This is a genomic window from Flavobacterium sp. xlx-214 (assembly GCF_013874595.1).
Lineage (GTDB): Bacteria > Bacteroidota > Bacteroidia > Flavobacteriales > Flavobacteriaceae > Flavobacterium.
This window is the reverse complement of record NZ_CP059431.1, coordinates 2,012,694-2,032,638: the sequence shown is the minus strand read 5'-3', so window position 1 is coordinate 2,032,638 and position 19,945 is coordinate 2,012,694. Positions and strand designations below refer to the sequence as shown.

The window sequence follows — 19,945 nt, the reverse complement described above, 5'->3', positions numbered from 1 at the left end:
CGATACAGATATGCCAAAAGAATATAGTACGATAGTTCGTGAGATTACAGATTTAAGAACAAAGAAAGCCGAGTTGGAAAAGGAGCTGCTTTCGGGAAAACAGCAACTTAAAAAAGCCGGTAGAAATATACAGCAAGTAACCCAAAAAAAACTCAAAAATGATGCAACAGGTCATTTTCTTAATTTAAAGAAAAGTACTAATTCGCTGGAACAGCAGCTTATAGATATCAGAAACAAGGAATCAGAAATACTTTCTGAGGTAGCATCGTCATCTGGTGGTTTTGCGCGCTTGGCTGAGAATATGAATGACCGCTATCCCATCCTGTTTTTTCCAGTAAGAATTGAAACTGTGTTTAATGAAGAACCTAAACAGTTATGGATTAGAATATTTCCTGATGAAATAGCAGTTGATACACATGAGGAAACATTGAGTGAAACTGAATTTGATGAAGGAAAAAATTATTGGATTCAGTTTACAGACAGCATAAATGAGGAAGAAAACATACATGCGTGGGATTTGCTTTGCCGTAGTTTCAGTGCACCGAGAGCAGCTTACATTGCTTTAATGACTACACCTACAAACCTTGGATCAGTTTCTAGCAGCGAACAATTAGAATTTCCATCTTTAGATACGCAAATTGACACTTGGAGTAAACAACCGCACACCTATGTTATGCCGGATTCATTTACAGTACAGGCGTATGGTAATGATGGAAGCAGACTTACTTATGAACTGAAGCCGGTTCCCGATGATCTAAAGATGGGGATTGATCCTACTATTGGACCAGATGAAGATAATCCTAATCAAATGGGTTCATTTGACCAAAGAGAAGTAAATGGGTTCCAGAATGAGATTATCGCAGACGAAACCGTGAACTGGATGGTCGATTTTGATGCAGCAATTGGTCAGGGCATGGCAGCTAGAATAGATATAACACACGGACAGTATGAACAAGGATTTAAAAGAATCATGGTAGTCGGTGTAAAATCTACCTTATCTATTGAGAGATCTCAAGACAGGGTAGAGCAACTTTTGAGTAATCACCGTTTTACTGATGGTTTCAGTATTTTAAAGCAAGGCAGCAACACAAATAACACAGATGAAGAATATTCAGGTTTTCAATCTATCGAATTTGGAAATAAGGTTACGTATCAAACAGAACGACTAGATCCTTTATTCAATCCTACTCCGATAAACAAAGATAAAACCGACGGCCAGTTCCTGTGTGAGGCTCTGGGTATAAATTATGATTCCATGTTCCACATTTACAGAAGTAATGGAACTGACATCAAGGATGTTATTAATTACAATAGTGCAAATTTTCAGTCAATGTTGGGATATACAGTGACAGAACTACTTCCGTTTTTTGGAAACAGGGTGACAATTAACAGCAAGTTCAGATCGTTTGCAGCGAACTATATGAGAAGTCGTGGCGCCTTGCCTTCCATAAGGAGCGGAAACCAACCATATGGAATATTACCTACAAGCGTATTTTCAAGACTTGACTGGAAAAGTCATCCAGATAACGAACTTTTTAGTAATATCCAGCAGTACAGTAATTCTCTTGACTTGCAATGGACGAAAGTCATGGATCACTATGACACGATACAGAAGCCTGGACAAAAACTTACCGATGTATTGTCAAAGAATGCAGTTTCAACCGAATATATACAGCGCGTAGGTGTCGGAGCCGGATATGTCTGGAACAATATAGAATATGCCGCCTTGGAATATCCCCACTACCGTGAATGGCAAAATATGCAGATGGGCAGGATGGATAATACTATCGGGGAACTGGGATTGCCATTAGAATATAATTATAAAGGATTGCAGATTAATTATCTAGAGAAACAGTCAAACATGGATATTGCTACAGTTATCGAAGGAGTGAATGAAGAAGAACCTCTTCCGAAATTGAGCGACGTCGGAAACATGTTGGATATCATGGCTACAGCTAGTTTTGATCAGTTGCGTGATGAAGATTACGAAAAGTTGGGCGTACCACAGGAAATTGTAGATAAGGAATTTAATTCAAGTATTTTATATCGATTTTCAAGACAATCGATTATGTTAGAATACTTCGAAGCAGCATGTGATATCTTGCAAATCCGTCCTGAACTTCGTGGTGAGAACGAATTTATCAATCAGGGAGGTGAACGTCCACCAGAAATTCCAAACGTAGGACCTATGGGTAATTTAAGTATAGGACCAAGTCGTTTAGCGATTATGAATACGCCTTTTCGAGGTCGTACGATAAGCCAGGTACTAAGTTCAGAGGAAGTTCATGAGTTTCCAGAGGCCGAAAACCTTATTCAATCAAAAATATCTCTAAGAGATCTAGCACATGTGAAAGTTAAAGACCTTTCACTGTTGATACGTGAAGGAATTGACGGAGTTACTTTCCGTTTGGATACTTGGAGGCTTTCTTTGGTTAATCAGCGTATGAATGATTTAAGGGGTATCCAAAATGGTAGTCTTGATCGGACAATGGGATTATACCTTGGTGCGTACGGTTGGGTTGAAAACCTTACCCGACGTAGGGATATTGAAAGAGTGGATCCTCCAACTGAAGATGGACAGTTTCCACAAGAAGTATGGCATACGAAAACAAATAAGGGGTATATCCATGCTCCATCCATGAATCAGGCTGTTACAGGTGCAGTAATGCTGAGTGGTTATTCACAACGTGCACAAAAGGAGACAGAAGATCCGTTATCAGTGAACCTTTCCTCTGAAAGAGTTCGTGGAGCCCTTGATCTAATGGAGGGGGTCCGAAACGGTCAAAATCTGGGAGTATTATTGGGTTATGAATTTGAGAGAAAATTTAGAGAGATAACAAATAATCAATTTTATGTAAATCAGCCGATATATAACTTAAGAAAATCTTATCCACTAGATAAGTTCGTTGTAGAGGTTTCTCCAGATCCAGAAACAGTTGAAAAAATATCTTCAAGGAGTGTAGTCAATGGTGACAAACTAATTGAACTTATGAAGAAGGGCAAAATTCAGGAAATTATAATTTCAAGTGGAGTTAAAGATGATTTAAGGGAAGCATTAGTTAAAGCTGTAAATTGGATATGGAATCTCGCAGATGCAGTTGCTGATATAAGTATTACAGAAGGAATTTTTCAGATTGTTCAAGGTAATACAATTAAAGGAGGATCTAGTGCTAATGCAGTTGCAAAGGGGCGATTTCTAAATGAACCAGATGTTGTACCTTCAATCAAAAACGGACTTGAAATACCGCAGCGTTTTACCATGCATTTCGAAACGAATGAGCCTTTAGATGTTGCTAATGGCTGGAATATAATAGATAATGTTTCAAACAGGATTTATGCAGAACCATATATTAATAAATGGCTGGCATCTATTTTGCCTGATCCTACCATGATAACCTGTTACGTTCAGATTAGAAATACTGGAACGGGATACTGGTTTAATATGGCTCAACTTAATCTACATCCGATAGACCTGCTCTACCTAATCGGTGAGGAGCTTAAAGACGGAGATGACTTACTATCATTGAATATTAAAAAATACATACGTACGTTGTACGGTTTTGACCGATCGGTTGATCTGGCGGTTGAATATCATGAAAAAGACAGTGAAGAAACGTATTCAATTTTAGAAATACATCCCGTTTTATTGTATGCTCAAAAAATATTGAATAGTTCGCGCCATTTGAACACGCATGATTATATGCGTTCAAGTGATATTGAGGGGTATATCAAACAGTATGATCTCGAAAATATTTCCTTACGTCACGATAATGCAGAAAATGCACTTTTAGCAGCAATAAATAATTTGGAACAAGTTATTAGTATAATTCCTTACAATAAAGATTCTATTGTTAATGCCCTGTTTGCCCTAAGTTTTTTTGGCATCGAACAAACTGTTTACGAATATACTGTCGCGCCAGAACTGAATGAAGAGCAGCTTTTGAAACAGCAGGCTGATTTAGTAATACAAGTTGCGAATGAAAAACTTTCAAAAGCGCAAATGACAGAACCATTTCCAAGTGCTGGGACCGATCCTACAAAATATATAGATCAGATATTGGAGTCGTTCAAGAAAATATTTGATCCTAATTTTTCAGCAGTTCCATTATTTGGAATCAGAGTTGACGACTTAGATGCGATTGAATCTATGGTGCACGGTAAAACTAAACTAACTGAAGATCATATCGAGAATCAACTTCTGACAGAAGAATGGGTTACATCAATTGCTAAGGTAAGAAAAAATGCTTCAAACTACGAAATTCTATCTATACTTACAGATGTTATTAATCCTACTTCTACCTTGAGAAGATCTGTTATTCCTATGCAGCTTCCTTATCAAAATGACGGGGCAGAAAGATGGTTGGGAGCTTCTGTGTCCGATCCGCAAAACATAAAGGAAGGGAGAACTGTGATAGGTGCATCTGTTGCTGAAAAATATTCGGTATACGAGCCTCAGGCAGGTTTAATGATAGAAGAATGGATTGATGTAATACCCTCTAAAGAAGTAGCTTCAGGTATAGGTTTTCAATATGACCAACCCAATGCAAAGGCACCTCAGTGTCTGATATTGGGAATATCCCCTCAGATTACTGGTAGATGGAGATGGCAGGACATAACAGATATGTTAGAAGAAACACTAGATCTCGCTAAAAAACGTGGAATTGATTATGAAGTCATATCAAAGACTGCGGTTGGTCAACTACCAGGAATGATAATGCCATTCACTAAAACAGGGAATGCCATTGGACTTTCAGAAAAACATGTCTTAAATTCAAAAAACTAATCTTATGCCATTAATTAATATAAATCAACCAGATATAATTAGCTACCTACGTGTAGAACCAAGGACGGTTACAAAAGACTTAAAGCCAACAATTAAAGCTGCTGTGCATGATGCTGTATGGATACTTACTCAGCAGTTCCGTGTTGGAGAATTTTTGGCTGAAGATGCAGGTTCACCAATGAAGGCCAGAATTCAGACGCAGTCTAATAAACTTAACAGATTTCAAAGTAGGTATGGAGAAGTAGAATTGTTAAATGACGAGGTGCCCTTGGAGGCAAAAATAGAAAGATTACCATTGAAAGAAGATCTAGGAACTCGTTTAGAGTTTGGACGTATTTGGATTAAACTTGCCTCTAAAATTTATGCTGATGATTTAAATGAAATACTTTTATTAACATTAGAAAATTTTCAGATAGATGCAGTAGGAGACGATCCTGCTAGAAATAGTAATCTAATGGGTATGCGAATTAGAAATTTAGTAACTAGACGAGCAGTTGACGGTATAAGATTATATAAATACTTTAAGACAGGTGGTTTTGCTTCAGATTTTTTGCCTAGTTTTCCGCAAATGGATGATCAGATGGTTCATTTTTTGAAATGGGTAGAAAATACTTATTTTCTTCCAGAAACAACAAAGCAAAATTCTTGGTCTGAAGAAGTCTTGGAATATCAATGTAGTGTATCAGCACCGCTTAATCTCAATCAGGAAAGTAATCAAAATGTTTTCAGTGCTGATAGATATAAACGTGGAGATCTTGACTGGTACTCTTTTGACTTAGAGTCTGATCCTTCTTTTAAGCTGAAAGAAGAGGGTATTGAGATAGATGATTCCCGTGCACTTCTAGAACCAGAAACCTATTCCTATATTCCTACAAATATAGAATTTAAAGGCATGCCTAAAAATAAATGGTGGGAATTTGAAGATCGTAATACAGATTTTTCTAAAATGCTAACTCAACAAGGTGATATATCTAAAATGGTCGTTATGGAGTTTGGTCTGATCTATTCAAATGATTGGTTTATAATTCCACATTCTATTCCAGATAGCTCAGTAACTGCGATTAATGGTTTGGTCGTGACGGATGTTTTCGGTCGTAATTTTTCAATAAATAGAGCCGGTACCAATAAGGAACAAGAGTGGTATCGTTGGGATATGTATAATATTAGTAAAAAGCAAAGCGAAGTTAGAGAAACTTTTGGAAAGCTAGTTTCAATTCCGAGAATTAAAAACAGGATGGAGAGTGAGCCGATTGAAAAAGTAATGTTTTTACGCGATGAGATGGCAAATATGATATGGGGGGTAGAAGAAGTTGTACCAGATGAGCTTTTTAGAGGTATGGATGGGAAAAATACTTATCTACAACTATTAGCTTACTTAAACGATACATTACCACAAGCAGTTACTTCACCAGAGTACATTGCTAATAGTGCATTGCATAGATTTAGACTATCTAATTCGGTGCCTGAAAATTGGATTCCTTTTATTACAACTAAACAAAAAATTGATGATCATCAACGCAGAGACGTTCTTGTCCAACGTGGTGCGATGCTTCGTTATGTAGATGACAACTATACTAATGAGGTTATACGCCCAAGAACAGATATTTTATCTATAGGTGTGACTGAAAATCAACCATACTTCATTAATGAGGAAATAGTTGGTCGATCAGGATTTGTCATTACATCCAATTTTCAACGGGCACGCTGGTACGACGGAAAAGTATTTACGTGGCTTGGTAGAACCGTTAAAGGTGGTCGTGGTGAAGGCAACAGCGGACTGAAATTTGATATACTTGCCGATAAAGAATCTGATTTATAAGTAATAATAGATAGATTACATTTTTATTCACACATAGTTTTTGAACTATATAGAACAAAAGGGACATTTTATAGGTAAAAGATATTAATTTTTAACGTTAAAATTACGATAGTGAAATCATTGTTAAAGTTTTATATAGAGCATAAAAATGGCATAGTTTTACCGATAGACCAATACATCAAATTTTTATTAACCTATTATATATTAATTTTTTATGATTAAAAATTTCTTATTAATGGCATCAGTTGCGCTGATGCCTATTTGTTCGTTTGCGCAGGAAAATGATACCGATTATGAATTAAGAGCCAATGAAAAAGAAGGATGGATTATAGACAAAAAGGGAAACAAGATCGAAGGCGTGGTACGCCTGATGGGATCTGAAGATTCTCCATGGGTAAACCAGCAAAAAGTAAAATTCATTGCGAAGAAGGATATTGATATGAGTAAAAAGAAACAGAAATTCAAGGTACTTGATACAGACGATCTAAAAGGTTACGCAGCATATGACGGCGATGTACTGCGTGAATTTGAACTGATTAAATATACCAATGTCCGTGAATCTTCAGCTGCCAGTGGCGGACTTGGAGGGAATCTCAAGATGATAAAGAACTTATCGAACAGTAACTATATGGCAGAAACTATGATAAAGGGACCTATTACAGTATACCGTCTATATGGTTTACCTACTTCGGTTGCCGTCGGTAACAAACAGGTACAGGAGATGGAAGAAGACTTAAAACGTATCCGAACAAAACCACGAATTCTTGTATCTAAGAATGGCGGTAAAATTGAAGAACTGGACAGTAAGGATATGAAAAAATTAACGGAAGACTGTGAATTTGTTCGTTCCAAGATGCTTAACAAAGAATATGCAAGTTATAATCCTGAAAAAGAGGAAAAAGAACGTTCCAAAATGGGAAGCTTGCTGAAGAGTGAGATGGAGTTGAGTGGTGAAAAAGTTCAGAAAATGGCAATGGAAATATTAACGGATTACAACACCAATTGTGGTAAATAGATTATAATTTAACGATAAAAGAGGCTGTCTAAAAAGGTCAGCCTCTTACATTTTTTGTCATTTTTATTCGTACCCTCCCCCTACAGTCAAGGTACTCGAACATTCAATTCTCAGGCGACTCATCTACCTTTTTAGACACCTTCTTTTTTGTCTTAAATATTTATAACTGTAGCTTTTAATATGTTTTAAAGTTTAAATAAAAAACAAATCCTTCTACCCTTTCGTGGTCGATAAAAGTCATTCCGTAAATCCGTCCTTCATTATTACGTCTCACAACTGTATTAACGCCTTGCTGTACAAGTTGCTTTTTAAATTCCGTTTCACTGTTTGTGATATGTATTGCCAATTCAATTGCATTTTTAAGAATGGCTTTTGCTGGGTTATTTTTCATTCTCTCTTTAGAAATCTCAAAATGTTGTTGTAAACCGTTCAACCCTGAGTGTTTGCCAAACAGAGATGCTTTAAATGGATTGCTTACTTTTTCTTCTTTATCGTTCAAAGCAAAATATACCAATCTGTGTACAGGCTCTCCGTTACGTTCGCCTTTTATTTCTTCTAATGGCATTGCAGCAGATCGGAATAAATCCTGGTCCATAGAAAGTAAGTGGCCCGCTTTTGCGGACTACGGTAGATGGTCTCTGTCTATGAAAGGTAAATCTAATTATTTTTGACGGGATTGTAAATACATACTTATATTCCCCCAGGGCGTCTTTTTCTTTTTTTCTTCTTCTTAAAATGAGGAACCTGATCATCCGCATGCTCATATGCCAACGGTTCGGAAGAGAATAGAGTACCCAAAATACTTACCGTAGAATTACCAATGGTGTCTATGAGTTGGGCTAAATCCGTATTGTTATTTTGGTAAATATCCTTTGCAGTATCAGGAACGTTTTGCCTTTCTGTATCAGTCAATTTACTTTCAAGTTGCTCCAGCAAATGAATAGCTCTTTTTTGCTCGGCATTGCCATTTTTCATTGTGAGTGCATAGCTCACTGAATCTTTTAAAGAGCGGTTGTAATCGAACATCTGGTCAAAAAGTAATTCGCCTGATTCTTTAAAAGCTACTCGGTCAAACTGACCAAGCTTAGAAGAATGTTGCTCATTACGTCCCCGGGAATTATTCATCGGACTGAGTTTTATTTTATTTTTAATATCCTTTCTGCTGACAATAATCTGTACGTGCATTTGTTCACCTTCTTTAGGTTGTCCTGTTTTTACAGTACCTTTTTTTACTTCTTCATCGGTATGATGATAGTAACGGTGACGTTCTAATTTGCCGTACCACAATAAGTCTTTTCCACTTTCTATTCCTGAGCGTTTAAAATTACGTGCGTATGCATCCATTACACAGGTAGCATACTCTTTTAGCTTTTCTTCTGCTGTTTTCTCACCAAACTGTTCTTTGAGGTAAATGATTTCTTTTTCACTGGGGCTGATATTGATCAAAAAAAACTTTGCATCGTTCCTGCTTAATTTGGCGATGTTGTTATCAATTTTCACCCGTACTTCCTGCGGAGTGATATTCTTGTTCAGGTTATTGAACCATAGTTCATTTTCTCTGCTTTCTTCAAGTGCGGTACGTTTTTCTTTTTCTAGATAACCCACCAATTGTCCTGAGCTTGCTTTGTTATTTCCCGTCTCGGAATCCGTTATGTTTATAAACATGATTTTACAGATTTTTGAGCGATTGTCTTACATGGGCAATAAGCTCTTCTTTCTTTACTCCTAAGGTTGTCCAACCCATTTCTTCCCGTTGGTTGATGTAATAATCCAGCAATTGAGCAAACTGTTCCTTCAAAACCTCTTTTTCTTTCTGTTTTGAAACCAAGTGTTTCAATCCATTCAGGATCTGTTCACTGCGTTTGGCAACAATAGAAGTTTGCTCACTTTCGGTTAAAAGATGTTTTCCTATCCCTTCCAAAAAGTCCTTTTGTCTTAAAGAAATTTTTTTTAATACATCGGAATCTGTAAATAAAGGCAACAGAAAGTCCTTTTCCTGTTGGCGTATAAAGGACAAAATACGGTTAATACCTGAAGAAAGTTCTCGTTTTAGGATTTCATCGTTGGGGTCATCGGGATCTTTTTTGCTACGGTAAAAATAGTCCACCATCTGGCAAAATAGTTCTTTCTTGCTCCGTCCAAGACTGTTAGCCAGCTTTTCTATCTTATCATCCGTTTCTTTGGGGTAACGGATACTGTTGGTATCTCTCTGTTTCATAACCACTTGTTTTCTAAACGCACATCAATCTTTTTCTAAATGGTAGTATACCCTGTGGTATACCTTTTTTGCTTTTATATGCAGCCTGAATGGCTACAGGTATACCTCTGGTATACCAAAATCCTCTGCAACGCCAGTAAAGAGGCAAGCGAGTAGGGCTCTGCCCAACTCCCGCTTGCTTTTTTCCAAAACATTTGTATGTACCCTGAATATTCTCATTGTTCCTATATTTTATTTTTAAAAAAACCTCAAAATAACTTACTTCTCATAATAGTATCTTGCTCTGAACACGGGTTCAGAAAATCCGTTTTGCAGACGGGTTGGAATTAGCCGAAAAAAGCAGCCCGAAGCTGCTTCCGATTTTTATCTGTTCTTTGATGTTTTCATCAATGAACCACCTCATAAGTGTATCTGCAAAGTAAAGGAGTGTAACTCAAATTATTGTAATACAACACAGTGCCAAATACTACCTCTGAAAGCCAAATGCTACCACCTTATAAAATCCGAACGCATGGATCATGCGGGACAGGACGGATAAAACAGGGCGGAAAACTTGTAAAGCAAGTGGTAAGAAATGCGGTTGTAAAAGCATTAGGTTTTAAAAACTTAAAACAATAAAAGCGGTAAAATATAAAATCAGGTATATCTATTTGAATAAAATTTCCAAAGCAGAAAAAGACAAATTTTTAACACCTATAATTTAACAGATAAAGCGTCCTACAATAAGCGCCTGTCAGGAAAACAAGTAGTATCTACATCCTAACCCGATTCAATATCCGTTAAACTCCCTCTCAAAAAATATTTTCCAAAACAAAAAACAGAAAAAAAGAAAGCAGATAAACGGAAAGGACATTCCAATGCCAAAAGGAAATGGAATAAGTCCCGAAGGGTGAGAAATAAAAAAGAATTTAACGCTAGTTGTTCTTTTTTATTTTTCATTATGCCGTAAGCTTTTGGCTGGCTGGTGCGTGGGCTGTTCTTTCCAACTTAGCTGCCTTTTTATCTGTTTGATTTGGAAAACTGTTAATCCTAATACTTCCGCTTATGAAAAGCGGATTATTTACTTTTAAAACTCTTGTGGCTGACAGAGCCACAGAAAGGATATCGAAAATATTTACCAACAAAGTGTTGGATGTTTTTGTTATGCTTTCTCATATCCGTACAAAACTCTTTATGTGAAATGGTAATAGGTGCAGGGAAAATAAAGTGTTTTTAGGATTTAAAATTCCATTCATACCGCCAATGACCGCCAAACATAACCTTTGACGGCAACCCTACATTTATGTAAGACTTTGTCTTTTACTTTTAGGGCTCTTAATGACGTGATATGGAAATAACGGTTTTAGACATTCAGATTTTGAAAGCATTGCACAGGGAAGTAAAGGAAGTTTCTCTATTGATTGGGGAAATGACTGCACCCTACAAAGCATTGCAACAGGCAACGAAATGGCTTGACCAACAGGAAGCCTGCCAATTGCTTAATATCAGCAAAAGAACGTTGCAGACGTATAGGGCAAAAGGCATTCTTGGGGCAACGCAAATCAATCGGAAAACATATTTCAGATTATCCGAAGTGGTATCACTGATGCAGGGAAAGCGACCATTAAAAAAGCAAAAGAAATGAAACAGATTGGAAATTCAAACGAAGATATGCTTGCCCTGCTCGAAGCTGTGGTAGGTATCAAAAATGAACTGCTGTATATCAGGGAATATTTCCACCCACTTTTAAAAGGGGAAATCTACCTGTCAGGCGAACAGGTTTGCGAGATGCTACATATCAGCAAACGGACATTGCAACAGTACAGAGATGACGGACTGATACCTTTTATTAAACTCGAACGGAAAATTCTTTTTCGTGAAAGCGATATTATCAAGGTGTTGGAAGATAACTATCAACGTTAACCGTTTGTTTGAAACTGTAACCTTATCGATCAATTAAAGAAACAGTCCACCGTTTTAAGCAGTGGGCTGTATTGTTTTTAATGAATTGTTATATAATGTTAAAGGCTTGTCACAAAAGACTGCTCCATACCCTTAAATTTATGTGATACCTTTTGCATATCCTTTCCAACTTTTTCGTTAAGTATCTTGGCGTAAATCTGTGTAGTGGCAATATTTTTATGCCCTAACATTTTGCTTAAACTTTCCAATGGAACGCCCTCGCTTAAAAACAAAGTAGCAAAAGTGTGTCGAGCCAAATGAAAAGTTACTTTCTTTTCTTTAAGGCAGTCAATCTGTTGGGATATACGCATCAAACTGTCATTGCAGGTGGTGTTTGATGGTACAGGGAATACCTTATCCTGTTTTGCTATTCCTGCATATTTTTCAATAATCATATTTGGAATATCCAACAACATCACGTTTGACGATGTAGCCGTTTTCTTTCTGCGAACAATTATCCACTTGTTACCGTCAAAAAAGTCCTGAATATTACTATTTTTTAATCCTTTCATATCCGAATAAGACAGCCCTGTAAAGCAACTGAAAACAAACAGATCTTTGACCAATTCGTCTTTCTTTTTTTCGCAGTTGAATGTTACAAGCTGTTCCAACTCATTCCGTAACAGATAGCCACGATCTTTATCCTTTTTGGTGTTCTTATACTCGCTGAACGGATTAAATGCAAGATGCTTTCTGCTTATTGCTAATCGGCAGATTATGGTAAAACCGATCATATAAAGCCAGATCGTGTTATGTTCCAAGCTTTGTTCGTCACGAAGATAATAATCAAACTCCTGTACAAATTCGTAGGTTAGATCATTAAAATGTACATCAGAATAACCATATTTAGAAAGGGCAAAACCTTTTAGATGCGTAAATAAAATATTGTACTTACCCAGCGTTCCTTTGGAACGTAATCCGTTATCAACTTTCTTTTCAAAATCTAATAAAAACTTTTCACAGAACTTGAAAAAGGTCAGTTCTCCATTTCCTAACCCAAGATATACATTTTTTAATTTGATGCTATTCACGTTCCCCTCATTTTTCAGAATTTTGGAATAACATTCTTCCATATTCAAACGGATTTTGTCCAACTTACCGTTTATGTTTTGTGCTTCTCTACTTTTCCCTAAAACTCTTCCATATTTCAGATCCCAGTTTGATACCGAAATATCCAGTTTGGTACTGAAAGCAGATTGACTACCATTTATAGTAATTCTGCACATAATAGGTACCATTCCATTTTTTTTCGGTGCATTCTTTTTAAGATAGAATAATACCTTAAATGTTGATTTTTTTGTCGTTTCCATACTCACAATTCTTAATGATAAAATTAAACCTATGTGAGCTACGGAACAATATGAAAAATAATGCAAATAAGTGAATTACAGTGTATTAAAATATATTTTTTATATTTCCCAAGAGTAACGTTTTAGTAACCTTACTTTTGCCAAACCTCGCTTTTTACTGCTTTTTACCTCATTCAAAAAAAATCATAAAACGGTTGTAAAGTCTTTATTTACAACCGTTTTGCCTGTTTCTAATCTTTGATGTATTTTTACTGAATCTTTATTTTAAAGATACAAAAAAAGACTGATTAAAAATCAGTCTTTTTTATAATGAATTATTTTTTTAAAGGAATATTCTTTAAAATTTCTAAAACAAATTTCCAATATTTTTGAACAGATGTTATTGAAACGCGTTCCTCTGGAGAATGCGCTCCACGAATTGTTGGACCAAATGAAATCATTTCCATATCAGGGTAATTAGTTCCTAATATACCACATTCTAAACCTGCATGACAAGCAATAACATCAGCTTTATGACCATTCATTTTCTCATATAATCCAGAAAGTACTTCTAAAATCTCAGAATTAGGATTAGGAGTCCAGCCAGGATATGATCCTGAAAATTCAACTTCGCATCCCATTAATTCAAATGCAGATCTTAGAGCATTAGCTAAATCAAATTTTGATGATTCTACTGATGAACGCGTTAAGCATTGAATTTGTAATTTGCCGTTACCAACTGTTACTTTGGCAATATTATTTGAAGTTTCTACTAAATCTTCAAAATCAGCACTCATTTTGTACACTCCATTATGAGCTGCATACAAGGCGCGTACTAAATAAAATTGTGCCATTGGTGGCATTACTTTGGTAGGAAGTTGTTCTTTCTTTTCAAAAATAATCTCCAAATTAGGCTCTGTTGTTGCATATTCTGCTTTAATGTCTTTAACAATTTGCTGCATATCAAAAACAAAAGCTTCATCATATACATTTGCAATGATAACTTCTGCAACACTTTCACGAGGAATAGCATTACGTAAACTACCACCATTTATTGATGCTACTTGTAAACCAAAACTATCAAAACCATTAAATAACAAACGGTTCATCATTTTGTTTGCATTACCTAACCCTTTGTGGATATCCATTCCAGAGTGACCTCCTTTTAAACCTTTTACAGTTACGGTGTAAGCAACAGAACCATCAGGAGTATCTTCTTCATCATATTCGGCTCTAGCAGTTACATCAACACCACCAGCACAACCTATATCAATTTCATTATCTTCTTCGGTGTCTAAATTAAGAAGTATTTCACCTTCTAATAAACCACCTTTTAACCCCATAGCACCTGTCATTCCGGTTTCTTCATCTATGGTAAAAAGAGCTTCTATTGCTGGATGTTCAATTTCTTTAGAAGCCAAAATAGCCATAATTGTAGCAACACCAATACCATTGTCTGCGCCTAAAGTAGTTCCTTTTGCACGAACCCAATCTTCATCAACATACATTTCAATACCTTGTGCATCAAAATCAAATACAGTATCGTTGTTTTTTTGATGTACCATATCTAAATGAGATTGCAAAACAATAGTTTTACGGTTCTCCATCCCTTTAGTAGCGGCTTTTTTTATAATTACATTTCCTACTTCATCTACCTTAGTTTCCAACCCCAAATCTTCTCCAAACTTTTTCATAAATGCTATAACGCGTTCTTCTTTTTTTGAAGGACGAGGGACTGCATTTAGATCAGCGAAATGATTCCAAAGTGGTAACGGTTCTAAATTGCGAATATCTTGACTCATTGTTTAAATTTTATGTATCAAATTTAGTTATTATTACTGAAAAAGCCATTTTAAAACAGGTTTAAAATGGCTTATATGATTTTAAATTATAATCTATGATATCTTATGAACTTTTATTTTGGTGTTTTCAAAATACATGGCTTTTACAATACCATCTGAAAGTCCTATTTTTGGGACATAAATATGCTTGGCATTGCTCCATTTCATAGCGTTGACATAAATTTTGATTGCGGGTATAATTACATCGGCTCGATCTGTATTTAAACCTAACATATAAATTCTATCCTCATAAGAAAGTGTACTTAAATATTTAAACTGTTGATTTAAATACAATTGCGTTAAAGGTTTATCATTGGTTTTGCCAGACATTTTAAAAATTTTATTTATGTTACCACCAGAACCAATAATATCTACAACATCTAAATCTTGTGTATGTGTCTTAATCCATTTTTCAATTTCTGTCCAAACACTATCTGTAACCATATTATTTAACAAACGAACAGTTCCGTTTTTAAACGACTTTGATACTGTTTGTTTTCCATTAGAGAAAAGAGTAAACTCGGTACTTCCTCCACCAACATCAACATATAAATAATGTCCTTCTTTTTTAATATACGAAGCTAAATCAGAATTAGCAATAATAGCTGCCTCTGTTTTACCATCGATAATATCAATCTTAATTCCTGTTTTTTTGGCAATTAATTGAGCTAATTCTTGGCCATTATATGCCTCTCTCATGGCTGATGTAGCACAAGCTGCATATTTTTCAACCTGATAAACTTCCATTAAGAGTTTAAAAGCCTTCATTGCCTTTACCATGCGTTCAGCATTTTCTTCGGTAATTTCACCTACTGTAAAAGCATCTTGCCCCAAACGAATAGGCACACGAATTAAATGGCTTTTATTAAATTGTGTGGGTTTGTTTTCCTCTTCAATTACATTAGCTATAAGGATACGCATTGCGTTGGAACCAATGTCTATAGCCGCATATTTTTTTATCTTAATCATTAATCTAAAATAACATCAATTTTGTTTCTGTAATAATTGTAAATTTCTTCTTGCGCTCTAAATCTTTCAGTACCTGTACGTTTGTATCTATTTTCTAATCGTTCAGAGTGTAAGCGTATTTTTACGTTTCCGTTCCAATAAATATGAAATGTTTCAATTAACTCATTCTTTATGGCATCATCATAAATAGGACACGTTACTTCTACACGCTCATCAATATTTCGAGTCATAAAATCGGCAGATGAAATGTAAACCTGTGCCTCTTTATCAACTCCAAAAATATAAATTCTAGAGTGTTCTAATAAATTATCAACAATACTTATGGCTTCAATATTATCACTCATACCAGGAATTCCCGGAATTAAACAGCAAATACCACGTACAATTAATTGAACTTTTACACCAGCTCTGCTTGCATCGTATAACTTATCAATCATTTTATAATCAGACAAGCTATTCATTTTTAAACGAATCATTGCAGGTTTATCATTTAACGCTTTCTCAATTTCATTATCAATTAGCTTCACAAATTTGTTGCGTGTGTAATGAGGAGATACGATTAAATCTTTGTAGCGATAAATTTTATAATTTACTTCAAAAAATTCAAACACCTTTCTTACCTCCTTCATAATACCACTGTTTGAAGTTAGTAAAGTAACATCGGTATAAATAGCAGAAGTACTTTCATTAAAATTACCCGTTGAAACAAAACCGTAGCGTTTAATTTTCTTATTCTCCATGCGCTCAACCACGCAAATTTTACTATGTACTTTTAAACCTTTAACTCCAAAAATTAATTTGATGCCTTCGGCTTGCATTATCTCAGCATAATTAATATTACTGGTTTCATCAAAACGTGCTTGTAGTTCAATTTGCACTGTAACTTGCTTGCCGTTTTTTGCAGCATTTATTAAAGATGAAATAATTTGAGAGTTTTTTGCTAAGCGATACAAAGTGATTTTTATACTTGTAACTTTAGGGTCTAAAGCAGCTTCGCGCAAAAATTTCACTAAATAATTAAATGATTGAAAAGGTGTATGTACTAAAAAATCGCGATGTTTGATTTGTTGAATAATACTTCCTTGCAAACTTAAGCCGCTAACTGGCAAGGGTTGCACTTTTCCAGCCGTTAAATCGTTTCGACCTAAATTAGGGAAATTCATGTAATCACGACGGTTGTGATACCTACCTCCTGGAATGATACTATCAACTGATTCAATATCCATTTTATCCAAAAAGAAATCCAATGTATCTTTTTCAATTTCGCTATCATAAACAAATCGAACCACTTCTCCTACTCTACGATCACGTACAGAATTGGAAATTTTTTCTAAAAATGATTTATGTAAGTCAGAATCAAAATCAAGCTCAGCATCACGTGTAATCTTAATCATGTGAGCTGATATACTTTCGAAATCAAAAATCGAGAAAATATAATCGAGATTAAAACGAATAACATCATCTAAAAGCATAATGTATTGGTTTCCGTTTTTTTCAGGAAGCTCTACAAAACGATTGATTTGCGAAGGCATTTCTATTAACGCATAGCGTGTTCTTTTACGAATTGATTTTGTGCCTTCTTCCGAATCTTTCTTAACTAATTTTACTGCTAAATAACCATAAGAATCACGCAAATGAGGAAATTCTGATAAATCATTTAATACAATAGTTACTAAAACAGGTGATACTTTATGAATAAAAAACTCTTGAATGTATTTTCTTTGCTCTTCATCTAACTGTTTTTCGTTTAAGATAAAAATTCCTTCGCCTTCTAGCTCGTGTTCAATTTCGGTTAAAATCTCTAAACTTTTTGCTTGTAATTTAATTACAATATTGGTAATTTCTTGCAAAAGCGATTTTGCATTTACACCATTAACCAACTTTTTATTGCCGTTTTTTGAAATAGAAATTCTGCGAATTGCTGCATATCGTACCCTAAAAAACTCGTCTAAATTATTAGAAAAAATTCCTAAAAATCGTAATCTATCAAGTAAAGGCACGGTATGATCTGCAGCCTCTTGTAAAACACGTTCGTTAAAGGCCAACCAGCTTTTTTCACGATCTATGTATCTATTATGTCCTAATTGCATTATTTAAATCTTTTGGAAAAAGTGTTTTTGTAACGTTGCCTTTTTGTATGGTACTCCATTGTTCATCATCAAATTCAAGAACAACCACACCAGAAGTAGGCACGTTTTCAATGTATTTGTTTCCAAATGTATTAACAAAATCTGTAATGGCATTGTTATGACCAAAAATTATTAAATTAGGAACAGTATCTTCACAATTTCTTATCAATTTGGTTAAATTAGAAGCATCAAACGTATAAAGTTCTGGTTTAAGAATGGTTAATTCTTGCGGAATATTAAACGCTTCATTAAATATTTTAGCTGTATCGTGAGCTCTTTTAGCTGTGCTAGACCATATTAAAAATCTATCGGGCAAGTTCTGCGTAATACTTTCAAAAATTTTATTTGAATTAGAAATTCCTTTATTTGTTAAAGGTCTTTCATGATCTTCAAGCGGCATTTCCCAAGAAGATTTTCCATGCCTTACTAAAATCAATTTTTTCATAGCCATACAAATTTTCAGATTTTGTTTCTTAAAATTCTTTTTTATTAAATATAGAAAAAAATGATTAAGTATTTTTTATCATTTAGCATTTTTTTTGTGATTGGATATTAAGTATTTTTGTATAAACTTAATTTTTCATGAACAAAATTGGAATAGAACTTAAATGGGCTGCAATTATTACAACATTTACCTGTTTATGGGCTAGCTTAGAAAAATCATTAGGTTATCATAAAGATTTTAGTAATATTTTAATGATGGCTTTCTTGTTTTATATTTTATTAACTTTTTTATGGGCATTTGCTTTTATTGATAAAAAGAAATCATTAGGCAAAAATGCAGTTTGGGAGTTTAAAGATGCTTTTAAATTTGGCTTGTTTTTAACAGGATTACTTACCATTTTAAACCCTATTGCGCAATACATTATATATAACACTATTTCACCCGATTATTTTAATAATGTAATTGAATATCAATTAGCAAAAGGAAAACAAACAAGAGAAGCTTTAGAATTAATACATAATATGAATTTCACTATTCGCCAAGGTGTTATGAACACTTTATCGCTTGGTGTAATCTATACCGCTTTATATGCTTGGGTTTTTAAAACCAAAAAAGCAGATATAAAAAAGAATGAAATCAAAAAAAACACCATTCATCCTAAAAAGAAATAGCTATGAATTTACAAAACATCCCAAATATTAAACATTTAGAAAGTAATAACTTTTTTTTATTGGCTGGGCCATGTGCTATTGAAGGCGAAGAAATGGCTTTTAGAATTGCTGAACGTTTGGTTGAAGTAACCAATCGTTTACAAATACCTTTTGTTTTTAAAGGATCATTTAAAAAAGCTAATCGTTCAAGAATTGATTCTTTTACTGGAATTGGCGACGAAAAAGCTTTAAAAATATTAGAAAAAGTTTCAAAAGAATTTAATGTACCAACAGTTACCGATATTCACGAAAATAACGATGCTGAAATGGCTGCTGCTTATGTTGATGTATTACAGATTCCTGCTTTTTTAGTTCGTCAAACCGATTTAGTAGTTGCAGCTGCCAATACAGGTAAAACCGTAAATCTTAAGAAGGGTCAATTTATGAGTCCTGAAAGCATGAAACATGCCGTTCAAAAAGTTTTAGATTGTCATAATGAAAATGTTATGGTTACCGATCGTGGAACGATGTTTGGCTATCAAGACATGATTGTTGATTATCGTGGAATACCAACCATGCAAAATTATGCAACAACCGTTTTAGATATTACTCATTCATTACAACAACCTAACCAAGCAAGTGGTGTTACGGGCGGTAGACCCGATTTAATTGAAACGGTTGCAAAAGCAGGTATTGCTGTAGGTGTTGATGGTATTTTTATTGAAACCCATTTTGATCCTGCACATGCTAAAAGTGATGGAGCCAATATGTTGCATTTAGATTATTTTGAACCTTTAATGGAAAAATTAGTCGCTATACGTAAAACAATAAATGGATTTTAAAACA

The 19,945-nt window shown here is 34.8% G+C and carries 15 protein-coding genes; 7 read left to right on the top strand and 8 right to left on the bottom strand.

Going from position 1 to position 19,945, the window contains the following annotated elements; all coding sequences use genetic code 11:
- Positions 1–10 precede the first annotated feature (10 nt).
- The 3 genes from H1R17_RS09570 to H1R17_RS09560 all read left to right on the top strand — a co-directional run bounded on the left by H1R17_RS09570 (position 11) and on the right by H1R17_RS09560 (position 7,617).
- A complete protein-coding gene (locus tag H1R17_RS09570; protein ID WP_163432615.1) occupies positions 11–4,783 on the top strand; it encodes a hypothetical protein in 4,773 nt (1,590 codons plus the stop codon).
- A gap of 4 nt (positions 4,784–4,787) precedes the next feature.
- Positions 4,788–6,602 carry a hypothetical protein gene (locus H1R17_RS09565; protein WP_163432614.1) on the top strand — a complete coding sequence of 605 codons (1,815 nt, stop codon included), beginning with the start codon at positions 4,788–4,790 and terminating at the stop codon, positions 6,600–6,602.
- 235 nt (positions 6,603–6,837) lie between these two features.
- Positions 6,838–7,617: a hypothetical protein gene (locus H1R17_RS09560; RefSeq protein ID WP_240453364.1), complete on the top strand. Its 780-nt coding sequence runs from the start codon at positions 6,838–6,840 to the stop codon at positions 7,615–7,617.
- Positions 7,618–7,792: 175 nt separating this feature from the next.
- Here the strand turns inward: H1R17_RS09560 and H1R17_RS09555 are convergent, their stop codons facing one another.
- From H1R17_RS09555 to H1R17_RS09545, 3 genes are all read right to left on the bottom strand, one after another.
- A complete protein-coding gene (locus H1R17_RS09555; RefSeq protein ID WP_163432612.1) occupies positions 7,793–8,212 on the bottom strand; it encodes a hypothetical protein in 420 nt (139 codons plus the stop codon).
- Between the two features lie 95 nt (positions 8,213–8,307).
- Positions 8,308–9,282 carry a DUF5712 family protein gene (locus H1R17_RS09550; protein WP_163432611.1) on the bottom strand — a complete coding sequence of 325 codons (975 nt, stop codon included), beginning with the start codon at positions 9,280–9,282 and terminating at the stop codon, positions 8,308–8,310.
- Positions 9,283–9,286: 4 nt separating this feature from the next.
- The gene (locus tag H1R17_RS09545) at positions 9,287–9,835 is read right to left on the bottom strand and encodes a BfmA/BtgA family mobilization protein (protein ID WP_163432610.1); all 549 of its coding nucleotides are present in this window, start codon (positions 9,833–9,835) and stop codon (positions 9,287–9,289) included.
- A gap of 1,327 nt (positions 9,836–11,162) precedes the next feature.
- Between H1R17_RS09545 and H1R17_RS09540 the strand changes: the two genes are divergently transcribed.
- Together H1R17_RS09540 and H1R17_RS09535 are read left to right on the top strand one after the other, a co-directional pair.
- Entirely contained in the window at positions 11,163–11,459 is a 297-nt protein-coding gene (locus tag H1R17_RS09540; RefSeq protein ID WP_163432609.1) for a helix-turn-helix domain-containing protein, read from the top strand.
- Positions 11,456–11,737 (top strand): helix-turn-helix domain-containing protein, encoded by a 282-nt coding sequence (locus tag H1R17_RS09535; RefSeq protein WP_034979496.1) that lies wholly within the window; start codon positions 11,456–11,458, stop codon positions 11,735–11,737. Before H1R17_RS09540 ends, H1R17_RS09535 begins: the two co-directional genes overlap by 4 nt.
- A gap of 98 nt (positions 11,738–11,835) precedes the next feature.
- Here H1R17_RS09535 and H1R17_RS09530 read toward each other — a convergent pair whose 3' ends face one another.
- The 5 genes from H1R17_RS09530 to H1R17_RS09510 all read right to left on the bottom strand — a co-directional run bounded on the left by H1R17_RS09530 (position 11,836) and on the right by H1R17_RS09510 (position 18,449).
- The gene (locus tag H1R17_RS09530; protein WP_163432608.1) at positions 11,836–13,086 is read right to left on the bottom strand and encodes a site-specific integrase; all 1,251 of its coding nucleotides are present in this window, start codon (positions 13,084–13,086) and stop codon (positions 11,836–11,838) included.
- A gap of 314 nt (positions 13,087–13,400) precedes the next feature.
- Positions 13,401–14,867 carry an aminoacyl-histidine dipeptidase gene (locus tag H1R17_RS09525; protein ID WP_163432607.1) on the bottom strand — a complete coding sequence of 489 codons (1,467 nt, stop codon included), beginning with the start codon at positions 14,865–14,867 and terminating at the stop codon, positions 13,401–13,403.
- Between the two features lie 93 nt (positions 14,868–14,960).
- Positions 14,961–15,875, bottom strand: coding sequence for a Ppx/GppA phosphatase family protein (locus H1R17_RS09520; protein WP_163432606.1), 915 nt, complete (start codon positions 15,873–15,875; stop codon positions 14,961–14,963).
- A complete protein-coding gene (gene ppk1, locus H1R17_RS09515) occupies positions 15,875–17,965 on the bottom strand; it encodes a polyphosphate kinase 1 (RefSeq protein WP_163432605.1) in 2,091 nt (696 codons plus the stop codon). Before ppk1 ends, H1R17_RS09520 begins: the two co-directional genes overlap by 1 nt.
- Positions 17,949–18,449: a histidine phosphatase family protein gene (locus tag H1R17_RS09510; RefSeq protein WP_163432604.1), complete on the bottom strand. Its 501-nt coding sequence runs from the start codon at positions 18,447–18,449 to the stop codon at positions 17,949–17,951. The genes ppk1 and H1R17_RS09510 overlap by 17 nt, the downstream gene beginning before the upstream one ends.
- Positions 18,450–18,586: 137 nt before the next feature.
- On the opposite strand from H1R17_RS09510, the gene H1R17_RS09505 reads away from it, so the two are divergent.
- Positions 18,587–19,120, top strand: a complete 534-nt coding sequence (locus H1R17_RS09505) for a DUF4199 domain-containing protein (RefSeq protein ID WP_163432603.1) — start codon at positions 18,587–18,589, stop codon at positions 19,118–19,120.
- A gap of 2 nt (positions 19,121–19,122) precedes the next feature.
- The gene (gene kdsA, locus H1R17_RS09500; protein WP_163432602.1) at positions 19,123–19,941 is read left to right on the top strand and encodes a 3-deoxy-8-phosphooctulonate synthase; all 819 of its coding nucleotides are present in this window, start codon (positions 19,123–19,125) and stop codon (positions 19,939–19,941) included.
- Positions 19,942–19,945: the final 4 nt, after the last annotated feature.

What these genes read in the sequence shown, in the direction of transcription:
- H1R17_RS09540 (WP_163432609.1), top strand. Translation starts at nt 11,163, where the DNA reads ATGGAAATAACGGTTTTAGACATTCAGATTTTGAAAGCATTGCACAGG.
- H1R17_RS09505 (WP_163432603.1), top strand. Translation starts at nt 18,587, where the DNA reads ATGAACAAAATTGGAATAGAACTTAAATGGGCTGCAATTATTACAACA.
- kdsA (WP_163432602.1), top strand. Translation starts at nt 19,123, where the DNA reads ATGAATTTACAAAACATCCCAAATATTAAACATTTAGAAAGTAATAAC.
- H1R17_RS09525 (WP_163432607.1), bottom strand. Translation starts at nt 14,867, where the DNA reads ATGAGTCAAGATATTCGCAATTTAGAACCGTTACCACTTTGGAATCAT.
- H1R17_RS09555 (WP_163432612.1), bottom strand. Translation starts at nt 8,212, where the DNA reads ATGGACCAGGATTTATTCCGATCTGCTGCAATGCCATTAGAAGAAATA.
- H1R17_RS09545 (WP_163432610.1), bottom strand. Translation starts at nt 9,835, where the DNA reads ATGAAACAGAGAGATACCAACAGTATCCGTTACCCCAAAGAAACGGAT.
- H1R17_RS09560 (WP_240453364.1), top strand. Translation starts at nt 6,838, where the DNA reads ATGGCATCAGTTGCGCTGATGCCTATTTGTTCGTTTGCGCAGGAAAAT.
- H1R17_RS09565 (WP_163432614.1), top strand. Translation starts at nt 4,788, where the DNA reads ATGCCATTAATTAATATAAATCAACCAGATATAATTAGCTACCTACGT.
- H1R17_RS09535 (WP_034979496.1), top strand. Translation starts at nt 11,456, where the DNA reads ATGAAACAGATTGGAAATTCAAACGAAGATATGCTTGCCCTGCTCGAA.
- H1R17_RS09570 (WP_163432615.1), top strand. Translation starts at nt 11, where the DNA reads ATGCCAAAAGAATATAGTACGATAGTTCGTGAGATTACAGATTTAAGA.
- H1R17_RS09530 (WP_163432608.1), bottom strand. Translation starts at nt 13,086, where the DNA reads ATGGAAACGACAAAAAAATCAACATTTAAGGTATTATTCTATCTTAAA.
- H1R17_RS09520 (WP_163432606.1), bottom strand. Translation starts at nt 15,875, where the DNA reads ATGATTAAGATAAAAAAATATGCGGCTATAGACATTGGTTCCAACGCA.
- H1R17_RS09550 (WP_163432611.1), bottom strand. Translation starts at nt 9,282, where the DNA reads ATGTTTATAAACATAACGGATTCCGAGACGGGAAATAACAAAGCAAGC.
- H1R17_RS09510 (WP_163432604.1), bottom strand. Translation starts at nt 18,449, where the DNA reads ATGAAAAAATTGATTTTAGTAAGGCATGGAAAATCTTCTTGGGAAATG.
- ppk1 (WP_163432605.1), bottom strand. Translation starts at nt 17,965, where the DNA reads ATGCAATTAGGACATAATAGATACATAGATCGTGAAAAAAGCTGGTTG.